Genomic DNA, 22,304 nt, shown 5'->3' with positions numbered 1-22,304 from the left:
ATCACGTTGGGCCTGGTCACAGCGATCTCGGCCCCGCAGGCCGCCGCCGCGCCACCGCCCGGCTTCGTGCTGCTCGACCAGCCGACCGGTCAGAACGCCTACGACCTCACCGACTTCGCCTACCTGCCCGACGGCAGCTACCTGAGCACCGGCAAGAGCGGCAAGCTCAACTGGACCTCAGCCGACGGCGCGACCACGCGGACGCTGCGCAGCCTGAGCGTGCGCAACCAGGGTGACCTGGGTCTCGTCAGTGTGGCCGTGGCGCCCGACTACGCCACCTCGAAGGCGATCTACCTGATCCGCTCGGTGCCCGGCAGCACGTCGTTCACGCTGCGGCTGGCGAAGTGGACGGTCACCGGCTCGCCCGACCCGACCGGCATCACCGGCGAGCAGACGCTGATCGACATGCCCGGCGGCTCCGATGTGCACGGTATGACCGGTCTCATCGCGGCCGACGACGGCACGCTGTGGGTCTCCATCGGCGACAACTCCGACTACACGCGCGTTGACGAGAACGCGCTGAAGACCCTGGACGTCAACGCCCTCAACGGCAAGGTCCTGCACATCAACGCCAACGGCAGCGGTGTGCCGACCAACCCGTACTACGACGCGGCCAACCCCACGGCGACCCGCAGCAAGGTGTTCGCGAGCGGCTTCCGCAGCCCCTTCCGGTTCACGCTCGACCCCAGCAGCGGCCAGCCCGTCGTCGGTGACGTCGGCTGGAACGAGTGGGAGGAGCTCGACCTGGTGCAGCCGGGCCGCAACTACGCCTGGCCGTGCTGGGAGGGCAACCACCGCACCCCCGGCTACGCCGACCTGCCCGGCTGCGCGTCGGTGACCAACAGCGCGCCGCTGTGGGAGTACCACCACGGCGACGCCTCCAACCAGGGCAACAGCATCACCGCCGGCCTCGTCTACACCGGATCCAGCTACCCGGCCGAGTACCAGGGCGCGTTCTTCTTCGGCGACTACGTCGGCAAGAAGCTGTGGACCGCGCGCTGGAACACCGCGGGCACCCTCACCCAGGCGCCGCAGGACCCGCCGCTGGCCACCGACATCGGCGGTCCGGTCAAATTCGCCGCGGCCCCCAACGGCGACGTCGTCTACGCCGACATCTACACGGGCAAGCTGCGCCGCCTGAGCTACGTCACGGGCAACACGACCCCGGTGGCGAAGGCGACGACCACCAGCGACCCGGCGACCCGCACCGTCACCTTCGACGCGTCCGAGTCGACCGACTACGACGGCGACACGCTCACCTACACGTGGGACTTCGGCGACGGCACCACCGGCACCGGCGTGACCACCACGCACACCTACAGCTCCGACGGCCCGTTCACCGCGACGCTGACCGTGCGCGACCCGCTCAACAAGGCCGGGACCACGTCGTTCACCGTCGCGCCGGCCAACCACACGCCGGTGATCACGCTGACCGAGCCGTCCGCGCGGGACTTCGCGATCGGCGAGCCGGTGTCGCTGGCCGCGACCGCGACCGACGCCGAGGACGGCGACCTGCAGGTCAACTGGACCTCCATCGTGCTACACTGCCCGGAGGAGGAGACCTGCCACTCGCACCCCGGTGTGGGCGCCAGTGGCTCGACCTTCAGCGTCCCGTTCACCGACCACCCGGACTCCCGGATGGTCCTGACGGCGACGACCACCGACAGCGCGGGCGTGTCCACCAGCACCAGCTACACGGCCTGGCCACGCCAGCACCGGCTGACCCTGAAGTCGAACGTGCCCGCGTCGCTGCAGATCCCGTCCGAGGGCAATGTGAACACCGCGCTGGTGACCGAGGGCGTCACGCTCGACGTGGTGGCCGCGGAAACCGCCTCCGACGGCGCGTCCAAGTTCTCCGCGTGGGAGGACGGGTCGACCAACCGGACGCGGACGCTGACGGTCACCTCGGACCTGACGCTGACCGCGACCTACGCGACGGCGATCGACCAGCGCTACAACAGCGACGCCGCCGTGCGCACGCTGCTCGGCGCCCCGACCGCGCCCGAGGTGCAGGACGGCAACGTCAACTACCGGGTGTACCAGAACGGCCGGATGTACTGGTCGGCGCAGACCGGCGTGCACGAGGTGCACGGCGCGATCCTCGGCAAGTACCTGGAGCTGGGTGGCCACACCCGCTTCGGCGCGCCCACGACCGATGAGCTGACCACGCCGGACGGGGTGGGCAAGTACAACCACTACATCGGCACGACCGGCTCGCTGACGGCGTCGATCTACTTCTCGCCGAACACCGGCACGCACGCCATCTGGGGTGTGATCCGCGAGAAGTGGGCGGAGAAGGGCTGGGAGGCCGGTCCGCTCGGCTACCCGACGACCGACGAGCTGGTGACGCCGGACGGCATCGGCCGGTACAACCACTTCAGCAAGGACGGCTCGATCTACTGGACGCCTGCCAACGGCGCCCACTCGATCTGGGGCCTGATCCGGCAGGTGTGGCAGCAGACCGGCTGGGAGGCGGGCCCGATGGGCTACCCGGCCACCGACGAGCTGATCACGCCGGACGGCATCGGCCGGTACAACCACTTCGATAAGGCGGCGTCGATCTACTTCTCGCCGTCGACGGGCGCGCACGAGATCTACGGCGCGATCCGGGCGCGGTGGGCGGCCCTGGGCTGGGAGACGTCGTATCTCGGCTACCCGACCACGGGTGAGTTCGCCGCGGACGGCGGCAGGCGGAACAACTTCCAGCGGGGCTACATCCAGTGGTACCCGAACGGGACCGTGATCGACCGCCGGTACTGAGTTCCGGTGCGGAGGCCGCCATCCCCGCCGTGTGCGGGGAGGGCGGTTTTTCGTTGCTCAGTAGTAGAAGTGCAGGGTGTCGAGCAGGCGGTGGTCCGGTTTCGGGTCACCGAGCTCGATCGCGACCTCGGTGACCAGCGCCTGGGTGAGCGCCGTCAGCGCGGTCAGCGAGCGGCTGTGCGAGACGCCGCTGGTTTCCGCGAACAGTGCCACCTCGGCTGACTCCACCAACGGCGACGCGGCGTTGTCCGTCAACGCGACCACCGGCAGCCCGGTTTCCCTGGCGTACCCGGCGACCCGGACCGTGTCGGCGGCGTAGCGGCGCACCGAGAACACCAGCAGGACCTCGTCCTCGCACAGTTCCCTGAGTTCGTCCGGCAGCGAGCCGCCGCCGAGCCGGTGCACGGCGGGCAGGACCTCGCCCAGCCGCTGCGCCGCCAGGTCCGCCACCGGCCGGCACTCGCGCAGACCCATCACGTGCACCCGCGGCGCCCGCGCGAGCAGTTCCACGGCCCGCAGCCACGAGGGCCGCTCCAGGTGGCTGAAAGTGCGCGAGAGGTTCGTCTGTTCCTGTTCCAGCACCGCGGAGAGCAGGCCACCCGGCTCCGCCTCGGCGGCGTGCTCGGTGCGCCGCGCAACCTGGGCCTGCTCGGCCACCCAGGTGCGGCACAGCTCCATGATGTCCGGATAACCCGGCAGCCCCAGGGAGTTCGCGAACCGCGTCACCGACGACTCGCGGATCTCCAGCAACCGCGCGGCCTCCGAGATGCCGCGGTAGGCCGTGCCCTCCGGGTCGGCGAGCAGCAGGTGGGCGAGGCGCAACTGCCCCGAGGCCAGTTTCGGCAACCGGCTCCGGAGCAGCTCCGCCAGCTCCTGGTAGCTCCCTGGGGCCTTCACACGCGCAACTCCACGACCGTGACGCCGGCTCCGCCGACCGGGTCGTCCATCGCCATCAACGCTGCCGGTGCTTCGTCCAGCGTGATGCGACGGCCGATCAGCGCGTCGAGGTCCATTGTGGATCGTTCGACCATCGCCAGCATCTCCGGGTACTCGTGGGCCTGGATGCCGTGGCTGCCGAGGATCTCCAGTTCGTCGGCGATCACGCGGTGCATCGGGATCGGCGGGATCCCCTGCCCCGGCGGCATCAACCCCACCTGGACGTGCCTGCCACGGGGCCGCAGGCTCGCCACCGACGCCGCGCAGGTCTGCGGCAGGCCGACGCAGTCCAGGGAGACGTGCGCGCCGCCGCCGGTGATGTCACGGATGGCGGCGGCGGTGTCCTGGCCGCCGTCGACAGTGGCTTCCGCGCCGAGTTTCGCCGCCAGCGCAAGGGCTTCGGGTGAGAGGTCGACGGCAACGACCCGCGCGCCCGCGGCGACGGCGAGCATGACCGCCGAGATGCCCGCGCCGCCGCAGCCGTGCACGGCGACCCACTGGCCGGCGGTCGTCCGCCCCTGCCGCAGCACGGCGCGGAAGGCGGTGCCGAAACGGCAGCCGAGCGCCGCGGCCGTGCTGGACCCGAGGTTGTCGGGCAGGCGGATGAGGTTGACGTCGGCGTGGTCGAGCGCGACCAGCTCGGCGAACGATCCCCAGTGCGTGAACCCGGGCTGGGTCTGGTTCACGCAGATCTGCTGGTTGCCGGTGACGCACTGGTCGCACGCGCCGCAGGCGCACACGAACGGGACGGTGACGCGGTCACCGGGTGACCAGCGGCGCACCCGGTCACCGGTCGCGACGATCCGGCCGGCGAGCTCGTGGCCGGGCACGTGCGGGAGGGTGATGTCGCTGTCGTGGCCGCGCCAGCCGTGCCAGTCGCTGCGGCACACGCCGGTCGCCTCGACCGCGACGACCACACCGTCCGGGGCGGGCGCCGGGTCGGGCACGTCGCGTACCTGCGGTGGGGCTCCGAACTCGGTGAAGACGACTGCGCGCACCCCGACACCCTACGTGGCGTCAGCGGCCCTTGAGCAGCTCCACGATCGGGGCGAAGCGGTCGGCGTAGCCGGAGTTGATGGTGACGTAGGAGATGCCCAGCTCGTCGCGGCGACGCAGGAGGGTGTCGGCGGCCTGCTGCGCGCTGCCGGGCAGGACGCTGACGGAGTCGTGGGCGACCAGGTCCGCGATCGTGGTGCCGATGTAGCGCTCCAGCCACGGCGCGGGTTCGTCGCCGACGGCGAGCAGGTTCATGGCCAGTTCGACGTCCCGGCCGTGCGCGGCGTCCTGGACGGCGCGGACCAGTTCCCGTGCTTCGGTTTCGGTGGTGCGGGGCTGCCAGGCCATGGTGGCGATGTCGGCTTCCCGCCCGGCGAGGGCCAGCATCTTCGGGCCGCCCGCGGCGAGGAGGAGTTTGGGGCGGACCTCCTGCTCGTTGAGGTGCCGCACGGTTTCGGCGATGTGCGCCACCCGCTCCTTCGGTGTGCCGAACTCGCGGCCGAGCCGCCGGAGGGTGCTCTCCGCGCCAGGGCGGCCGGTGCCGAGGCCGAGTTCGAAGCGGCCGCCGGTGAGCCGGTGCAGGCTCTCCGCCTGCCAGGCCAGCAGCCGCCGGTCGCGGAACCCGTCGACGGCGACGAAGGTGCCGACGTGCAGCTCCGTGGTGACGGCCGCGGCGGCGGACAAGGTGGTGAAGGGGTCCAGACCGCCGAGCGGGTCGGGCGAGAGGAGGGTGTCGAAGCCCTGGACCTCGGTGCGGCGGGCGAGGGCGGTCCAGTCGGTGAGGTGGGTGATCTGCCCGGCGACGAGGCCGAAGCGGAAGGGTTTGTCAGTCATGCGGTCGATGGTGACCCCGTCGGGCTCGTCACCGCGTCCGCTCGTCGGCGGATTTGCCGCCTACGTCGGGAGGCGCACCGTCAGAAGACGGCGACGCTCAGCGCCTGCGCGATTTCCTTGCCGAGCGCGTGGGTCGCCGCTTCGGCGCCCGAGCCCACCTTCACCACGAGCGAGCCGCCGAACGGTTGCCGCTCCACCACTTCGATCCGCTCGCCGAGGGCGATGGCGTGGTCGGCGAGGTAGCGCAGCATGTCCGGGTCGGTGTCCCACACGCGCACGATCTGCCCGACCGCGCCCGGCTCCATCTCGTCGAGCAGGCGGGTCGGGACCTCCTCGACGCTGCCGTCGGCGGCCGGGATGGGGTCGCCGTGCGGGTCGCGGACCGGGTTGCCGAGCTTGGCCGCGATTCGTTCGATGAGCCGGTCGGAGACGGCGTGTTCGAGCGCGTCGGCCTCGCCGTGGACCTCGTCCCAGGTGTAGCCGAGTTCCTGCACCAGGTAGGTCTCGATGAGCCGGTGGCGCCGCAGGACGCCCCGCGCGAGGCGGCGGCCTTCGGGGGTCAGCTCGATGCCGCGGTAGGGGACGTGCTCGACGAGGCCCTGCTGGGCGAGCTTGGTGACCATGCCGGACGCCGACGAGGGACTCACCTCGAGGCGGCCGGCCAGGGTCGTGTTGGTGACGGCCTCACCGCGCTCGACCAGGCCGTAGATGACCCGGATGTAGTCCTCGATCGACGAGGAGGACGAGCGGTGCGGACTGTCAGGCATGCTAATAACTCTACGTGCGGCCCCCGGCGGGAGTCAGCCTTGCCTAACTCCCCGGGGACCAGCGGTAGCGGACCCAGCCCGGCACCGGCTGGGCGCCGAGCTGGGCGTAAAAGGCCGCAGCACGCTCGTTGCCCTCCTGCATGTCCCACTCGACGCGCCCATCGGTGCGCGCCCGCAGCGCGGCGAGCAGTTCGTTGCCCAGCCCGTGGCGGCGGTACTCGGGGCGGACGTACAGGTCGTCCAGCCAGATCCCCGGGCGCCCCTCCCAGGTGGAGAAGTTCCAGGAGCAGAAGGCCATCCCCGCGACGGTGTCGGAATCGGGCGGTTCCGCGATGAGGACCCACGCCTTGGGCTCCGGACCGAACAGGTGCTTGGTCATCTCGGCGCGGTCGAGGGTGAGCGTGTCGTTGCCCTCGTAGCGGGCGTGCTCCTCGATGAGCGCGCAGATCTCGTCGGCGTCCCTGACCTCGGCTTCTCGTACCGGCATGTGACTCATGCTATGCGGCGATTTCGACCAACCGGACGCCGTGGGTGATCCGGTCGCGCTAACCTCACCTTGAACTGCGTTCCGCACAGGGGGTAGGGAACAGATGACCGAGGGCAACGGGCAGGCCCCGATGGGGCCGACGGTGGGCGCGGGCCTGAGCGCCGTGGGAGGCGCCGGGTACCGCTTCGACCCCGACCAGATCGCCGAGCTGATCCCGAAGTGGGAGGAGCTCCGGGACGGGATCGACGACGACCAGGAGCAGTTGCGGGCCGCCCTGCGACTCGCGACTCCGCCCTCTGCTGATCCGCCAGCTGCGAACAACGCGCAGCAAATCCGTGCATCCATTCAGGCGGCCATCGAACACAATGCGAGCTTGCGTAGTTACGCTCAGGCGTGGGTCGATACCCTGAGAAAGGCGAACGGCACTTACCAGGCTCAGGACGAGGAGACCCGACGAGGCCTGCAGGGTGCTCCTGACACCGGCGACGACCGCGGGCTCTACCAGTAGGGGAACAAGTGACCAAGATCAGGACACTGGCGGGTATCACCCTGCTGAGCATTGCGCTACTCGGCGTGGCTGCTTGCTCAGACGGCGGAGCGACTGGGACAACTCCAAGTAGCGGTAGCGCGTCGTCGACCTCTCCAGCGGCGCAGGGGGAGCGAGCACCCCAGGTCGCAGACCCACTTGACCCCGCCGGTCTCGTGGATCACCCGTGCGAGAGCCTCAGCGCTGAGCAGCTCAGCGACCTCGGTATCGAAGGCGAAGGGAAAGAAACCAGGGTCACCGCCGGCGGCCTGAAGGGTTGCGACTGGAAGTTCGGCGCCAATCTCGAATGGAAGATTCAGGTCTCGTACGTGGTGCCGGACTCCCGGAACGGGCTGCAGAACGAATACGACCAGCACGCGGCGGGACTGTTCGAAGGCGGCTACTTCGTGCCGACCTCGACGGGTGGCTACCCGGGCGTCTTCAGCAACGTCGCGGACACACGTTCACAGGGTCGGTGCGACCTCGGTGTGGGGATCAATGACGAGATGCTGCTGACGGTTGCCGTCACAGGACAGGCCGAGAAGGACAACTGCAGGGCTGCATCGAATGTGGCGGAACGGATCATTTCGACGATCAAGGCCGGGGGGCATTGATGACCGGTGCAGTACTGGGTAGCACCACATCGCTCAGCGGAATGACAGCGCAGCAGATATACGTCAACTTCCGCGATGCACCGGGGCCCGAGAACCTTCAGGAATCCCAGGACAACCTGGGCGAAGTGATGAAGAAGTACGAGATACGCAGCAGGTTGATCACGTCGCTCACGGGAGCGATGACTGATGGCTGGACCGGTCAGGCCTCTGACAGTGCGTCGCTGAGCGTCAGCAGGCTGGCCTACTCCCACAATGAGGCCGCCAGCGCCATGAGCACGGCACACAGCCTCATCGGAAACCAGTGTCAGGCCTTCTTCGACACCAAGAACAAGGTCGTCCCGGTGCCGGAGGTTCCGCAGACCCCTCCGGCGCTCAAAGAGATCATCGGCGACTCGAACGGTGACCTCAGCCAGATGGTCAAGGTGGCGGCGGCGAACGCGGCCGCCAAGCAGAACGTCGAGGCCATGCAGTCCTGGTCGACCACCTCGGGCGACAACGGCGCGAAGATGCCGACCACCTACGGCATCCTCGACGCCGGCGTGCTCGGGGTCACCCAGGGCGCCCAACCGGGCGGCGGCGTCGACATCCAGAACAAGCCGACCAGTGACGGTCCGCGCTTCGGGGGCGCTGGGGGTGCCTCCCGAGGCGGCGGTGGCGTCACCGGCGGCACCTCGTCCCTGTCGGGGCCCTACCAGGCCCCGACAGGGCAGATCCCGGCCGACGGGCGCACCGTCGCCTCCGACGCGGCCTACGCACCGCCCGCGGCGGCGTCCTACAGCCCTCCCCAGCAGGGCACCGGGAACTACGGCAATCCCACCGCGTATGGCGTCCCCGGCTACGGGAGCACCGCGGGGTATCGCGGCGCCAACCCCGCAGGTGGGCCAGGCGCCGGGGCGGGCCGGGGCGGTGTCGGCTCCGGGCGGGGCTTCAGCGCGGGTGGCGCGGGCCGTGGCGGCGGCTTCAGCGCAGGCCGCGCCGGCGGCTTCGGGCCCGGCAGCGGCGGCAACCCCCTCAGCGACGGCAAGCGCTTCGGCGCCGGGAACCCCGCCGCGGCGGGTGAGTCGTTCGGCCGCGGCGGCGGTGCGGCCGGCCGGGGTGGCGCCGCCGGCAGTCCGGGCGCCATGGGCGCCGGCGCGGGCAACCGCGGCAAGGGGGAGGACGACGGCGAGCACCAGCGGAAGTACATCGTGGACGAAGACGAGCACTTCCAGCTCACCGCGGAGGGCGAGAAGGCCGTCGACCCCGTCACGGGCATGACCGTCTCCCCGCCGGTGCTCGGCCAGTAACGCCATGTGGTTCGCCGAACCGGAACGGTTCCAGGTCGACCTCCTCGCGGCCATGGTCGCCAAGGTCACCGGCGCCGAACTGCACCTCGCGCTCGCACCGCAGGCCGTGTGGCGCCCCGACGACGCCGACGTCGCCTTCAGGCGCGCCGCCGACGCCGCCCTCGCCCGCTTCCACGTGCCCACCCGCGACGAGCCGACCTTCGCCGACCTCGCGCGCCTGCTCACCACCCCCGCCGAGGCGCGGTTCGGGTGGCTGTCGGACACCACGCGGGGCGTCAACATCTCCACCCTCGTCGCCGCCGACCAGCGGTTCGGGGTGGTCGCGGTGCGGGATGGGCAGGAGGTCTCGGTCCGGACCTTCCAGCGCGACCGGCTCAGCAAGGTCCTCGCCGACGTCCTCCCCCAGGACGTGCGCAAATCCCCGGAGCCGTCGCTGACCGTGCTGCGCAGCGAGGTCCGCGGCGCACGCCAGGCCGAGCTGAACGGCACCCGGCCCAGCCGCGCCGTGATGCGCGCCGACTACCTGGCCTCGCTCGAGCCGTACTTCATCGCCGAGCTGCACGCCGAGGTCCGCGACCACACCGGACAGCCCCGGCACCCGCGCTTCCCGCTCCGGGTCTACGACAACGCCGAAGGCCGGTGGACCGTCCAGGCGAAACCGCACTACGACGACCAGCTGCTCCACTTCGCACCCGCCACCGCCACCGACGTGGCCGACCGCCTGGACGAGCTGCGCCGCGAACTGAACTGAGCGGCGGGGCCACTCGCGACCGCGCGAGAGGCCCAGCCGCGCAGGAGCGGGGGCGGGGCAGGCGGCAGGGGGCCAGGCCAGGGCAGACCAGGGCCAGCGCGGAGCGTGAGGCGGCGGGAGCGGCCGCGATCGCACGAGTGGCACCCTCGTGACGCCACGAGAGGCACAGTCGTGCAGGGGCCAGGTGGTGGTGAGGGCCGGCCGCTGAATGCCGCTCGAGGGTTCAGGCGCAAGTGCAGCCAAAAGAGGGCGAAGCCCAGTGGAAGCCGGGCCCGACCGAAGACGGAGGCCCAGGCAGGAGCAGGCCAAGCGCAAGCACGCTCGCGGCAGAGCTGAACCGTGAAGAGGCCCGGTCGGCAGCGAAACAAGCGGGACCACCGTCGGCGGAAGCAGGACCGGGCGGCCGAAGCAGGACCAGGCGGAACGAGGACCGGGCGGCCGAGCGGACCGCGCGGGCGGCTGACCCGACCGGGCGGGGGCCGAGCGGAACGAGGACCGGGCGGCCGAGCGGACCAGGCGGAAGCAGGACCGGGCGAAGGAGCAGGACCACCTGCGGCCGAAGCAGGACCAGGCGGCGGAAGACCCGCCGAACGGCACCACCGAGCACCACCGCCGGGCAGCGCGCACGCCCGCGGACAACGAAGCGAAGCAGCCCCGCCAGCCAAAGCAGCGGAAGACCCGGACAGCAAAGCCATCCCCACCACCAGTAGCCGAGGGACGGAGAGCAAGGCCCTCCCGCCTCACCCACAGCCGACGGACGGAAAGCAAGGCCCTCCCACCTCACCCACAGCCGACGGACGGAAAGCAAGGCCCTCCCACCACACCCACAGCCGACGGACGGAAAGCAAGGCCCTCCCACCACACCCACAGCCGACGGACGGACAGCAAAGCCCTCCCACCACACCCACAGCCGACGGACGGACAGCAAAGCCCTCCCGCCACACCCACAGCCGACGGACGGACAGCAAAGCCCTCCCGCCTCACCCACAGCCGACGGACGCATCCCACATCACCAGTCGCCGAGGCCCGAAGAGCAAAGCCACCCACCTCACCCATAGCCGATCGATCGATCGATCGCCTAAGCTCCTCCCATGACCTCGGTGGACCTCGAGATCGACGAAGGCGTCGCGCACATCTGGCTCAACCGGCCGGATCGCCTGAACGCCGTCGCGCCGGAACTTGTCGACGATCTGCTCTCCGCGCTGGACCGGACGGCCAACACCAAAGCCGTCGTGCTCGCCGGGCGGGGGCGGGCCTTCTGCGCGGGCCACGACCTGAAGGAGAACCCGCAGGGCGACTCCCGCGCGCGCATCGAACGGCTCCAGGAAGTGACCCGCCGTCTGCGCACCATCCCGCAACCGGTCATCGCCGCCGTGCACGGGTATGCCATCGGCGCCGGGGCGGAGTTCGCGCTCGGCTGTGACCTCGTGCTCGCCGCCGAGGACGCCGTCTTCGCGTTCCCCGAGGCGAGCCTCGGCCTCAGCGTCACCGGCGCCGCGTCCCGCCTCCTCCCCCTCATCGTCGGGCCCCTCAAGGCGAAAGAACTCCTCCTCCTCGGCGAACGCGTCGACGCCCGCACCGCCCACGAGCTCGGCCTCGTCAACGCCGTCGTGCCCGACGTGCACGAGACGGCCCGCGACTGGGCCCGCCGCATCCCCGCCCACCCGGCCACCACCCTCGCCAAGCGCGCCCTCGACGCGGGCATCGACAGCGCCCTCGAACAGGCCCTCGAACTCGAGGTCAGCCACGCCCTGATCACCGAGCACCTGCCCGGCAACGCACTCGGCAGCCGCGCATGATCCCCGACGACCTGGTCGCCCTCACGAAACGCGCCGCGCGGAAGTGGCCGGGCAAAACCGCGTGGCTCTTCGACGAGACGGGCGCCCGCTTCACCTTCGCCGACATCGACCGCGAAACCGACCGCCTCGCGGGCAGCCTAGCCGCGCTCGGCATCAACCCCGGTGACCGCGTCGCCGTCATGCTGCGCAACGAGCCCGCCTTCCCCCTGCTCTGGCTCGCCCTCGCCAAACGCGGCGCCGTCCTCGTCCCCGTCAACACGAACTACCGCGAACTCGACGGCGCCCACGTCATCCGCCACTCCGGCACCCGCCTCGCCATCGCCGCGCCGGAGTTCGCCGGCCTGCTCACCCGCATAGGCATCACCACCCGCACCCCGGACGACCTGCCCGACGGCGCACCGCCCGAGCACCACCCGGCCGCCGAGGCGCCCACCAACATCCAGTACACCTCCGGCACCACCGGCGCCCCCAAGGGCTGCGTCCTGCCGCACCGCTACTGGACCACCCTCGCCCGCAGCCTCGTCGACGACTTTCCCAACCTGACCGAGGAAGACACGATCCTCACCGCCCAGCCGTTCCACTACATCGATCCACAGTGGAACGTCGCGGCCGGCCTCGCCGCGGGCGCGACGCTCGTCGTGCTCGACCGCTTCCACCCCAGCACCTTCTGGGCGAAGGTCCGCGAGCACGGCGTCACCTGGTTCTACTGCCTCGGCCTCATGCCGACGCTGCTGCTCCGCCAGCCCGCACACCCCGACGACAAACGCCACCGCGTCCGCTCGGTCATGGCCTCGGCCATCCCCCGCGACCGGCACGCCGAACTCGAAGCCAGGTGGGGCGTGCCCTGGTACGAGGCGTTCGGCATGACCGAAACGGGCGGCGACATCCGCGACCGTCCAGAGGACCACCGGCCGGGCAGCGGCAGCATCGGCCGCCCCATCCGCGAGCGCGAGGTGGTGATCGCCGACGACGACGGCAAGCCGGTGCCGCGCGGCCGGACCGGGGAACTGCTCATCCGCGGCGTCGGCCTCATGCACGGCTACCACGACGACCCCGCGGCGACCGCCCGCGCCTTCCGCGGCGGCTGGTTCCACACCGGCGACCTGGCCACAATGGACGCCGAGGGCCGGGTCCACTACGTGGGCCGCACGAAGGACATGATCCGCCGCAGCGGCGAGAACATCTCGGCCGACGAGGTCGAGCGCGCCCTCCTGCTGCACCCCGCCGTCGCGCTGGCGGCCGTCATCGCGGTGCCCGACGACCTGCGCGGCGAAGAGGTCAAAGCCTTCATCGTGCCGTCGAAGGACACCAGCCCGGACGAGCTGGCCGAGCACTGCGCGTCCCAGCTGGCCTACTTCAAGGTCCCGCGCTACTGGTCGCTCACCGCGGACCTGCCGCGCACCCCGTCGGAACGCATCGCGAAGGGCAAGCTCGCCGCCCTCGACACCCCGACCTACGACCGGGTGGCGGGCACATGGCTCTGACCACCGAGCAACGCGTCCGCCGCGCCGCGGTCAAGCTGTTCGCCGCCAAGGGGTTCCACGGCACCGGCATCCGCGACCTGGCCCAGGCCGCCAGGATCTCCAGCGCGAGCCTCTACCACTACATGGGCACCAAGGAGGACCTGCTCGTCGACATCATGCGGGAGTGCCTGGACCGGCTCCTGCTGGCCGCGCGCCGGGCGCTGGACACCGTCGACGACCCGGCCGACGCGCTGTCCGCCCTGGTCACCCTGCACGTCATGGCCCACGCCGCCCAGCCGGACGAGACCCGCGTGGTGGACAACGAGGTCAGCGCCCTGTCCCGGCCCGCGCGGCGGCGGATCGTGGCGCTGCGGGACGAGTACGAAGCGATCTGGGCCGACACCATCGGCAAGGGCGTCTCGGCGGGCGTGTTCGACGCCCCGGAACCGGCCGTGACCAGGCTCGCCCTGCTGGAGATGTGCACCGGCGTCGCCCGCTGGTACTCACCACGCGGTCCACTGCCGCTGGACCGCCTCGCCGCCCGATATGCCCAGCTCGCGCTGCGCATGCTGGGAAGCCCGGCGCTCCCCGGCGAGCAGGGTGCCGAACGGGCCCGGGAGGTCGCCGCCGAGGTGTGGCGCATACGGCCCTAGCTGGGGTCTTGCCGACTCGGCCGGGCTGAGGGACCCTCGAAGGGTGACTGAGCGAACGATCCAACTGGAATTGGATGAGCAGGGTCTCGCACTGGGCCTCCCTGCACCGTCCCACCCTCAGGATCATGTACACGATGTGCCCTACCGCCCCGTCCAGTTCCGTGACGACGACCTGCCCACCGCGCTCGAGCGCTGCGCGCACTGGCTCAGGTCGGCACAGGAGTGGCTGGGCGAGCCGGTGGATGTGGTCTCCATCCACCTCGACTACGACGACCGCGAAGGCGCGCCGTACTACGACCTGAAGCTCCTCTGCAACGAGGAGGACCTGGCCGGGGCGCCGCGCGCACTGCGGGACGCCGCCAACGAATCCTGAGTCAGTTGTCAGATCCCTCGGGGCCGCCTCCGGAACTTTCCGGGGGCGGCCCTGAGGGTTGTTCTCAACCCAGCGCGCCGCCGATCTTGACGTGCCCCTTCAACAGGTTCCGGGCGATCGTGCGGCGCTGGATCTCGTCCGTGCCCTCGTAGATGCGCAGCAGGCGCAGCTCGCGGTACCACCGCTCGATCGGCAGCTCCCGCGTGTAGCCCATGCCACCGTGGATCTGCAGCACGCGGTCGACGATCTCGTTGGCCTTGATGCCGCCGTACAGCTTCGCGATCGACTGCGCGTGGCGGGAGTCCATTCCGGAATCGACCTGCCAGGCCGCGTGCAGCACCAGCCAGCGCAGCGCTTCCAGCTCCACCCCGGAGTCCGCGATCATCCACTGGATCGCCTGCCGGGTCGCGATCGGCGCCCCGAACGTCTCACGCGTGTTGGCGTGCTCGATCGCCATCGAAATGAGCCGCTCGCACGACCCGATCGCGCGGGCGGGCAGCAGGTAGCGGCCGCGGCCGATCCACTGCATCGCCAGCGCGAAGCCCTGGCCCTCCTCGCCGAGGATCTGGCTCTCCGGGACGCGCACGTTGTCGAACACCAGCGACGCCGGGCCCCACTCGCCCATGGTGTCGATCGGCTCGGACTTCCAGCCCATGTCCCGGTCCACGAGGAAGCAGGTGACGCCGCCGCCCGCGCCCTTCTCCGGGTCGGTGACCGCGAACACCATCACGAAGTCGGCCTCGTTGCCGCCGGTGATGAACGTCTTCTCGCCGTTGATGATCCAGTCCGCGCCGTCCTTGCGGGCCGAGGTGCGGATGTTCTTCGCGTCGGAGCCGGCGCCCGGCTCGGTGATCGCGAAGCACGACTTGCGCTCGCCGGAGATCGTCGGGAGCAGGTAGCGCTCCTTCTGCTCGTCGTTGGCGTGGAACAGGATGTTGTCCGCCGCGCCGCCGAAGCGGAAGGGCACGAAGGTGCGGCCGAGCTCGGCCTCCAGCAGCGCGGTCATCACGGCCGACAGGCCCATGCCGCCGTACTCCTCCGGGGTCTGCACGCCCCAGAAGCCGGACTCCTTCGCCTTGAGCTGCAGCGCGGTCAGCTCGTCCGAGGTGAGGCCGGGTTCGCCGCGGCGTTCGCGGCGCAGCACCTCCTGTTCGAGCGGCATCAGCTCACGCTGCACGAACGTGCGCACCCAGTCGCGCACTTCCCGCTCTTCGGTGCTCAAGCTGAAGTCCATCGTCGGCCCTCCTACTAAGCGCTTGCTTACCTGTCAGGCTAGCGCACGCGGCCCGTTCCCGGAATGGAGTTCGGTGAGGAACCCGCGCAGCGCGGCCGTGACCCGGTCCGGCCGCTCGACCGGCGGGAGGTGACCGGCGTCCGGCAGGTCGAGCCGCCGTGCTCCGGCGATACCCGTGCTGAGCAGGCCGGACACCTCCTGGATCTCCGGCACGTCGAGGAGGCCGTTGACCACCAGCGTGGGTGCCACCACCTCGCCCAGCTGGCCGGCGGGGCCCGGTTCCAAATGCCGTTCGGTCCGCTGCGGCCCGGTCCAGGTCCGCCGGAAGACGTCGCGGAGCATGTCGAGGACGAGCTCGGACGGTTCCGGCACCAGGAACCGCGCCTGGGCCAGCGCCATCGCCTCGACGTCGGCCGGGTCGGGCTCGCGGGTCCGCGCCGCGTAGGCGCGCAGCCGCTCGGCGGGCACCGCGCTGTGCACGTCGCGGGCGGCACGGGCGCGCATCGACTCCGGCCACTCGTGGCCGGACAGCCCCGAGCAGATCAGCACCAGGCCGCTCACCCGGTCCGGCGCCGCGAGCGCGGCCTCCAGCGCGTACGACCCGCCCATCGAGCAGCCGACCAGGGCCGCCCGGTCGACGCCGAGCGCGTCCATCAGCCCGAGGAGGTCCTCGTAGTGGCAGTGGTCGCCGGCCGCGTCCGCGGACTCACCGAAGCCGCGCTGGTCGTAGCGGATCACCCGATGGGTGCCGGCGAGCCCGTCGAACTGTGCGGCCCACATGCGCCGGTCGGCCGCTCCGGCGTGCACGAAGACCACCGGCGGGCCTGCGCCCGCCTCGTCGTAGACCAGGTCTGCCCCGTTGACGCGAACCACGTTCATGGTGGTCAACGTAGGGCGGAGATCCGCTGTTCGCGCCCGTGTTCGCGCACCGCGTAGGTTTGGGGGCGTGATCGAGTGCGCGGTGTGGTGGGCGGTTCCGCTGCCGAACGAGCCCCGGTACCTCGACCTGCTGGACGACGTGGAGCGCGGCAGGCACGGCGGCTACCGGAAGGAGATCGACCAGCGGCGGTTCCTCACCGGTCGGGTGCTGGCCAAGACGGTCGCCGCCGACCTGCTCGGCCGCGCACCCGACGACGTGTCCTTCGACGCGACCTGCGACGACTGCGGCAAGCCCCACGGCAGGCCGCGGGTGCCGGACGCCGGGTTCGACCTGTCCATCTCGCACTCCGGCGAGCGGATCGGGGTCGCCGTGACCAGCGGCGTTCCGGTGGGCCTCGACGTCGAGACGGCCACCCGCCGCGCCGAGGACTCGCTGATCGCCTACGCGCTGAACGAGACGGAGGTGGCCGCGCTGGACGGCCTCACCGACGTCGAGCGGGTGGCCGCGTTCTTCCGGTACTGGACCGGCAAGGAGGCGCTGATGAAGGCCACCGGGCGCGGGCTGAAGATCCCGCTGCGGAGCATCACGCTGGCCGGCCCTGGCGAACCGCCCCGCCTGGTCGCGTCCGCGGATCCGGCGCTGGACCCGGCGCGCGCCAGGCTGGCCGACCTGGACCCGGGCGAGGGCTACCGCGCGGCGATCGCCGTACTGAGCGACGACGAGTTGAAGGTCACCGAGCGCTGGTGGAGCCCTACAGCTCCAAGCCCATAGCCCGCAGCAGCGTCTGGAACTTCGCGGACGTCTCGTCCAGCTCGGCCTTCGGGTCGGACGCCGGCACGATCCCCCCGCCGGCGTACAACCGCAACCGCGACGCGGACACCTCGGCGCAGCGGATCGACACCGCCCATTCGCCGTCGCCGTTGGCGTCCATCCAGCCGACCGTTCCGGCGTAGTACCCGCGGTCGAACGGCTCCAGTTCGCCGACCAGCTGCCGGGCGTCCTCGGTAGGCGAGCCGCAGATGGCGGGCGTCGGGTGCAGCGCACCGGCCAGGTGCAGCGCCGTCACGTCCGGGTCGGTCAGCTCGCCCGTCACCATGGTGCTCAGGTGCCACATCGTGGGCGTCGACACGAGCGACGGGGTCCGCGGCACGTGCAGGTCACGGCAGAACGGCCGCAGCGTCTCGACGATCGCCTCGGTCAGGACCGCGTGCTCGACGTGGTCCTTGCGCGAGGCCGCCAGCCGTTCGGCGTTCTCCCGGTCGGTGACCGGGTCGGCCGAGCGCGGCGCGGACCCGGCGTGCGGGTGCGACACGACGCGGCGCCCGCTGCGGGACAGCAGCAGCTCCGGCGTCGCGCCGATGAGGGACCGCCCGCCGGGCAGGGCCGCGGCGAACGTGTAGCCGTGCGGGTTGTCCTTGACCAGGTTGTGCAGCACGGCCTTGACCGGCACCTCGCCGGAGAACTCCAGGTCGAGGGCGCGGGCGAGCACGACCTTGCGCATACCGCGGTCGGACAGGGCCCGGACGGCGCGGGCGACCGCCTCGGCGTGGTCGACCGGTTCGGGCACGGCCCGGACGACGTCCGGACCGTCCACGGTCATCCGCGGCAGATCGGCGGCCGCGGGGTGCGCCGGGGCGGCCACCTGGACCGCCTCGGGCACGACGAGGTGCCCGGGCGTCGCGGTGGTGTCGAACGGCAGGACACCGACCGCGAGCGACCCCGGGGTCCCGGCCAGAGCGGCCGGGACCGCGTCACCGAGTGCCGGCACGTCGGTGCCGGTGAAGGTCAGCCGGGAGCCGGACCCGAAGATCGTGTGCCGTGAGGTGGCGAAGTAGAAGTCGCCTGGCGTGTACTCCTCGAGCGTCTCCCTGGCATCCACACACCCATTGTGCTCCCGCTCAGGCGGCGGCGAGCGCAAGTGTCACGGGCGCAACACTTCGCCGCCGACCTGCGGAAACGGTTACTTGAGGGCGTCGATCAATGCCGCGCGCTGGCGCTCGCCGAGTCCGCCGGCCCGCCGGTCCGGGTCGATCCCGGCCTTCTCCAGGAGCGCGGCCACCTTGACGGCGCCGAGCCCGGGAACCGCCTTCAGCAGCTGGGTGACCTTGGTCTTGCCGATCGTCTTGTCGTCCTTGGCCTTCGACAGCACCGTGTCGATGGACTGCTGACCGGACTTGATCGACGCGAGCAGCTCGGAGCGAGCCTTCCGGGCCTCGGCCGCCTTGGCCAGGGCCTCCGCACGCTGCTCCGGGGTCAACGTGGGCAGAGCCAACGTAGTAGTCCTTCCGTGTGTCGGATATCCGCTCTCGCGGCGACGGCTGGCACCCAGCGAGGTGCTTGCTCGTGCAAGCGCTGGCCAGGCCGTCTGGTCCACGCGCCCAGTAAACGCCACCTGGGCTGATGCCGCGACACCGACACGCGAGGAAACCCCCGGTCGGGGCGGGTGCGATCAGTCCTGGCAACCAACGGTGTCTTCCACTTAGAGTGACCGCAACACGTTCAACGCCGAACTTCACCGCGCGGGAGTGCCCATGCTGAGCACGATGCAGGACGGACAGCTTTCCCTTGCCAACCTGCTACAACACGGAAGCCGGGTGCATGCCGCCAGTCAGGTGACGACCTGGACCGACCAGGGGCCCCGCCGCGAGTCGTACGCGGACCTGGGTCGTAACGCTGCGCGACTGGCGAATGCACTCCGTGGTCTGGGTGTCACCGGCGACCAGCGGGTCGGCACCTTCATGTGGAACAACGCCGAGCACCTGGCGGCCTACTTCGCGATCCCCGCGATGGGCGCCGTGCTGCACACCCTCAACATCCGGCTGTTCCCCGAGCAGCTCACCTTCGTCGCGAACCACGCCGAGGACCACGTCGTGATCGTGGACGGCTCGCTCGTCCCGCTGCTGGCCAAGCAGCTGCCGGAGATGAAGACCGTCCGGCACGTGATCGTGGCCAACGGCGACCCGGCGACGCTGCAGGCGCCGGACGGCGTCGAGGTGCACTCCTACGACGCCCTGCTGGCCGCCCAGCCGGACACCTTCGACTGGCCGGAGATCGACGAGCGCTCCGCGGCCGCGATGTGCTACACGTCGGGCACGACCGGTGACCCCAAGGGCGTCGTCTACTCGCACCGCTCGATCTGGCTGCACTCGATGCAGGTCTGCATGACCGACAGCATGCAGCTCTCGCCGGCCGACAACGCGCTGGTCATCGTGCCGATGTTCCACGCGATGTCGTGGGGCCTGCCGTACGCGGCGTTCATGGTCGGCGCGTCGCTGGTCATGCCGGACCGGTTCCTGCAGCCGGGTCCGCTCGCGCAGATCCTCGCCTCGGAGAAGCCGACGTTCGCCGGCGCGGTCCCGACGATCTGGCAGGGCTTGCTGCAGCAGCTGGAGGCTCAGCCGCAGGACATCTCGCACCTGCGCGAGGTGGTCGTCGGCGGGTCGGCGTGCCCGCCCGCGCTGATGCACACCTTCGAGGAGCGCTACGGCGTGCCGATCCTGCACGCGTGGGGCATGACCGAGACGTCCCCGCTGGGCAGCGTGGCCCGGCCGCCCGCGGGCGCGACCGGCGAGGAGGCCTGGAAGTACCGGTACACGCAGGGCCGCTTCCCCGCGTCGGTGCGCGCGCGGCTCATCGACGACGACGGCAACGAGCAGCCGTGGGACAACGAGAGCGTGGGCGAGCTGGAGGTCGCCGGGCCGTGGATCGCCGGCGCCTACCACGGCGGCGCGGACCCGGAGAAGTTCCACGACGGCTGGCTGCGCACCGGTGACGTGGGCAAGATCAGCCCGGACGGCTACCTGACCCTCACCGACCGCGCGAAGGACGTCATCAAGTCCGGCGGCGAGTGGATCTCCTCGGTCGACCTGGAGAACACGGTGATGAGCCACCCGGCGGTCGCCGAGGCCGCGGTGGTCGGCGTGCCGGACGAGAAGTGGGACGAGCGGCCGCTGGTCGCGGTCGTGGTCCGGGAGGGCCAGAGCGTGACCGCCGAGGAGCTGCGTGAGTTCCTGGCCGACAAGGTCGCGAAGTGGCAGCTGCCGGAGCACTGGACGTTCATCGACGAGGTGCCCAAGACCAGCGTCGGCAAGTTCGACAAGAAGCGCCTGCGGGCCTTCCACTCGCAGGGCAAGCTGGACGTGACGCACTTCTGACGTTCACCCGGAGGCCACCCGCGTCTGCTTCGATGCGGGTGGCCTTCGCACATCTGGGGGATGCATGGGGATCAGCAGGCGGCACGTGCTGGCAGCGACCGGTGCGGCCGGGCTCGGGCTCGTCGCCGGCGCACCGTCGGCGCAGGCGATCGACCGGGCGCTACGGGAAAGCAGCCGGCGCGCGGTCGGCACGTCCGGCACCACGCTGGAGAGTGTCGCCACGCCGCTGGACGGCGCCGCGGCGTACACGCGCCTGACCGGCGGGCCGGGCTGGCCGCTGGTGGTGCGGGAGGACCTGGCGGCGGGCAAGGCGGGCCGGGACGACCGACGCACGGCGCTCACCGCGTTCGTCCAGTTCACCGACCTGCACATCACCGACTCCGAATCGCCGGCGCGGTTCGAGTACCTGCACCCGCTGATCGGCTCCGCCCACCGTCCACAGGAGACACTCGGCTCGGCGGCCACGGCCGCGCTCGTCGACCGGGTGAACAGCCTGCGGCGCGGGCCGTTCACCGGACGGCCGCTGGACTTCGTGATGACCACCGGCGACAACACCGACAACCACGAGCACCTCGAACTCGGCTGGTTCCTCGGCGTGCTCAACGGCGGCGAGGTCACCCCGAACTCCGGCGACCCGAACGTCTACGAGGGCGTGCAGGCCTCCGGCGACCCGCTGTACTGGAACCCGGACCGCCGCGTGGACGGCGACTGGTCGGCGTTCCCGGTGCTGCCCGGCATCCTGACCGCGGGCACGCGCACGTTCACCTCGGCGGGACTCGACGTGCCGTGGTACTGCACGTTCGGCAACCACGACGACAGCATCGTCGGCAGCCTGCCGGACCTGCCCGGGATGGCGCACTGGTACACCGGCCGCTACAAGGTGATCGGCAAGGACTCCGGGACCGCGGCGAAGCTGGCGCGGGCCATCCGGACACCGGGCGCGAGCGTGCCGGTCACCGAGCTGTTCGGCGGCAGCGGCACGATCCGCGAGATCACCCCGGACGAGCGGCGACGGCCGTTCACCACAGCCGAGTTCGTGCGGGCGCACCTCGAGCCCGCCAACACCGGGCCCGGCCCGGCAGGCCACGGCTTCACCGGCGCCAACGCCGACGGCGTGGACGTCTACTACACGTTCCGCATCGCCCCGGGCATCACCGGCATCAGCCTCGACACCACGACGCTCGCCGGGTTCGCGGACGGCTCGATCGGGCTCGGGCAGTACCTGTGGGTCGAGCAGACGCTCAAGCGCGGCAGCTCGGTCCACTACGACTTCTGGGGCAACCGGATCACCCGCTCGGTCACCGACGAGCTGTTCATCCTGTTCAGCCACCACACCTCGGACACGATGGGCAACGTCCTGCCCGACGCCCGCCACCCGCTGGAACCGCGCCTGACCGGGGACGCGTTCGTCGCGCTCCTGCACCGGTTTCCGAACGTGCTGGCGTGGGTCAACGGGCACACACACGAAAACCGAATCACGCCGCGGCCGGGCGCGACCCCCGCCCAGGGGTTCTGGGAGATCAACACCGCGTCCCACATCGACTTCCCGCAGCACGCGCGGGTGATCGAGGTCGCGGACAACGCCGACGGCACGTTGTCGCTGTTCACCACCCTGATCGAGGCGCAAGCCCCGTACTCGGCCGACTACGCCGACACCTCGCCGTCCGCGCTGGCGTCGCTGTACCGGGAGCTGTCGTTCAACGACCTGCACGCCGACCCGGCCCGCACCGGCGCGGCGGCCGACCACAACACGGAGTTGTTGCTGGTCCACCCCTTGCGGTAGGAACGGAT

The 22,304-nt window shown here is 71.1% G+C and carries 21 protein-coding genes; 12 read left to right on the top strand and 9 right to left on the bottom strand.

The features are described 5' to 3' along the window. Positions 1–6: 6 nt before the first annotated feature. Entirely contained in the window at positions 7–2,760 is a 2,754-nt protein-coding gene (locus tag AMYTH_RS0133600; RefSeq protein WP_157360703.1) for a PQQ-dependent sugar dehydrogenase, read from the top strand. A gap of 57 nt (positions 2,761–2,817) precedes the next feature. On the opposite strand, the gene AMYTH_RS0133595 is transcribed toward AMYTH_RS0133600, so the two are convergent. The 5 genes from AMYTH_RS0133595 to AMYTH_RS0133575 form a co-directional block, all read right to left on the bottom strand. After that, positions 2,818–3,657, bottom strand: a complete 840-nt coding sequence (locus AMYTH_RS0133595) for a MurR/RpiR family transcriptional regulator (RefSeq protein WP_027933908.1) — start codon at positions 3,655–3,657, stop codon at positions 2,818–2,820. Further along, entirely contained in the window at positions 3,654–4,694 is a 1,041-nt protein-coding gene (locus tag AMYTH_RS0133590; RefSeq protein ID WP_027933907.1) for a zinc-dependent alcohol dehydrogenase family protein, read from the bottom strand. Before AMYTH_RS0133590 ends, AMYTH_RS0133595 begins: the two co-directional genes overlap by 4 nt. Before the next feature lie 19 nt (positions 4,695–4,713). Continuing rightward, the gene (locus AMYTH_RS0133585; protein ID WP_027933906.1) at positions 4,714–5,526 is read right to left on the bottom strand and encodes an LLM class flavin-dependent oxidoreductase; all 813 of its coding nucleotides are present in this window, start codon (positions 5,524–5,526) and stop codon (positions 4,714–4,716) included. Positions 5,527–5,606: 80 nt separating this feature from the next. Further along, on the bottom strand, positions 5,607–6,293 hold the full coding sequence (locus AMYTH_RS0133580) for a metal-dependent transcriptional regulator (protein WP_020416828.1): 687 nt from the start codon (positions 6,291–6,293) through the stop codon (positions 5,607–5,609). 43 nt (positions 6,294–6,336) lie between these two features. Next, positions 6,337–6,780, bottom strand: a complete 444-nt coding sequence (locus AMYTH_RS0133575) for a GNAT family N-acetyltransferase (protein ID WP_027933905.1) — start codon at positions 6,778–6,780, stop codon at positions 6,337–6,339. A gap of 103 nt (positions 6,781–6,883) precedes the next feature. Between AMYTH_RS0133575 and AMYTH_RS0133570 the strand changes: the two genes are divergently transcribed. The 8 genes from AMYTH_RS0133570 (at position 6,884) to AMYTH_RS0133535 (ending at position 14,245) form a co-directional block, all read left to right on the top strand. Next, positions 6,884–7,288 (top strand): flagellar protein FliT, encoded by a 405-nt coding sequence (locus AMYTH_RS0133570; RefSeq protein WP_037322893.1) that lies wholly within the window; start codon positions 6,884–6,886, stop codon positions 7,286–7,288. Positions 7,289–7,296: 8 nt separating this feature from the next. Continuing rightward, on the top strand, positions 7,297–7,920 hold the full coding sequence (locus tag AMYTH_RS0133565; RefSeq protein ID WP_084022726.1) for a DUF3558 domain-containing protein: 624 nt from the start codon (positions 7,297–7,299) through the stop codon (positions 7,918–7,920). Positions 7,921–7,961: 41 nt separating this feature from the next. After that, complete coding sequence (locus AMYTH_RS0133560) at positions 7,962–9,206, top strand: hypothetical protein (RefSeq protein WP_228685056.1); 1,245 nt, start codon at positions 7,962–7,964, stop codon at positions 9,204–9,206. Positions 9,207–9,210: 4 nt separating this feature from the next. Continuing rightward, positions 9,211–9,957: an ESX secretion-associated protein EspG gene (locus AMYTH_RS0133555; RefSeq protein ID WP_027933901.1), complete on the top strand. Its 747-nt coding sequence runs from the start codon at positions 9,211–9,213 to the stop codon at positions 9,955–9,957. A gap of 1,091 nt (positions 9,958–11,048) precedes the next feature. Further along, a complete protein-coding gene (locus AMYTH_RS0133550; RefSeq protein ID WP_027933900.1) occupies positions 11,049–11,756 on the top strand; it encodes an enoyl-CoA hydratase/isomerase family protein in 708 nt (235 codons plus the stop codon). After that, the gene (locus tag AMYTH_RS0133545) at positions 11,753–13,240 is read left to right on the top strand and encodes an AMP-binding protein (RefSeq protein ID WP_027933899.1); all 1,488 of its coding nucleotides are present in this window, start codon (positions 11,753–11,755) and stop codon (positions 13,238–13,240) included. The genes AMYTH_RS0133550 and AMYTH_RS0133545 overlap by 4 nt, the downstream gene beginning before the upstream one ends. Further along, complete coding sequence (locus tag AMYTH_RS0133540) at positions 13,231–13,872, top strand: TetR/AcrR family transcriptional regulator (protein ID WP_037322891.1); 642 nt, start codon at positions 13,231–13,233, stop codon at positions 13,870–13,872. Before AMYTH_RS0133545 ends, AMYTH_RS0133540 begins: the two co-directional genes overlap by 10 nt. A 43-nt stretch (positions 13,873–13,915) precedes the next feature. Further along, complete coding sequence (locus AMYTH_RS0133535; RefSeq protein WP_026153533.1) at positions 13,916–14,245, top strand: hypothetical protein; 330 nt, start codon at positions 13,916–13,918, stop codon at positions 14,243–14,245. Between the two features lie 64 nt (positions 14,246–14,309). On the opposite strand, the gene AMYTH_RS0133530 is transcribed toward AMYTH_RS0133535, so the two are convergent. Together AMYTH_RS0133530 and AMYTH_RS0133525 are read right to left on the bottom strand one after the other, a co-directional pair. Further along, entirely contained in the window at positions 14,310–15,479 is a 1,170-nt protein-coding gene (locus tag AMYTH_RS0133530; RefSeq protein ID WP_027933897.1) for an acyl-CoA dehydrogenase family protein, read from the bottom strand. A 33-nt stretch (positions 15,480–15,512) separates the two neighbouring features. Continuing rightward, positions 15,513–16,358 (bottom strand): alpha/beta fold hydrolase, encoded by an 846-nt coding sequence (locus AMYTH_RS0133525; protein ID WP_027933896.1) that lies wholly within the window; start codon positions 16,356–16,358, stop codon positions 15,513–15,515. A gap of 67 nt (positions 16,359–16,425) precedes the next feature. Here AMYTH_RS0133525 and AMYTH_RS0133520 point away from each other — a divergent pair, with 67 nt between their 5' ends. Continuing rightward, complete coding sequence (locus AMYTH_RS0133520) at positions 16,426–17,130, top strand: 4'-phosphopantetheinyl transferase family protein (protein WP_027933895.1); 705 nt, start codon at positions 16,426–16,428, stop codon at positions 17,128–17,130. On the opposite strand, the gene AMYTH_RS0133515 is transcribed toward AMYTH_RS0133520, so the two are convergent. Both AMYTH_RS0133515 and mihF read right to left on the bottom strand, forming a co-directional pair. Beyond that, on the bottom strand, positions 17,111–18,238 hold the full coding sequence (locus AMYTH_RS0133515) for an isochorismate synthase (protein WP_027933894.1): 1,128 nt from the start codon (positions 18,236–18,238) through the stop codon (positions 17,111–17,113). The genes AMYTH_RS0133520 and AMYTH_RS0133515 overlap by 20 nt on opposite strands. A gap of 81 nt (positions 18,239–18,319) precedes the next feature. Beyond that, positions 18,320–18,631, bottom strand: a complete 312-nt coding sequence (gene mihF, locus AMYTH_RS0133510) for an integration host factor, actinobacterial type (RefSeq protein WP_026153534.1) — start codon at positions 18,629–18,631, stop codon at positions 18,320–18,322. Positions 18,632–18,890: 259 nt separating this feature from the next. Between mihF and AMYTH_RS0133505 the strand changes: the two genes are divergently transcribed. Together AMYTH_RS0133505 and AMYTH_RS0133500 are read left to right on the top strand one after the other, a co-directional pair. Then, positions 18,891–20,513, top strand: coding sequence for a long-chain fatty acid--CoA ligase (locus AMYTH_RS0133505; protein WP_027933893.1), 1,623 nt, complete (start codon positions 18,891–18,893; stop codon positions 20,511–20,513). Positions 20,514–20,577: 64 nt separating this feature from the next. Next, on the top strand, positions 20,578–22,296 hold the full coding sequence (locus AMYTH_RS0133500; RefSeq protein ID WP_051362894.1) for a TIGR03767 family metallophosphoesterase: 1,719 nt from the start codon (positions 20,578–20,580) through the stop codon (positions 22,294–22,296). The last annotated feature ends 8 nt before the right edge of the window (positions 22,297–22,304 follow it).

Origin of the sequence: Amycolatopsis thermoflava N1165, from assembly GCF_000473265.1 — a bacterium.
Lineage (GTDB): Bacteria > Actinomycetota > Actinomycetes > Mycobacteriales > Pseudonocardiaceae > Amycolatopsis_E > Amycolatopsis_E thermoflava.
Note: the sequence above shows the minus strand (reverse complement) of the source record. Positions and strands in the feature narration are given on the sequence as shown.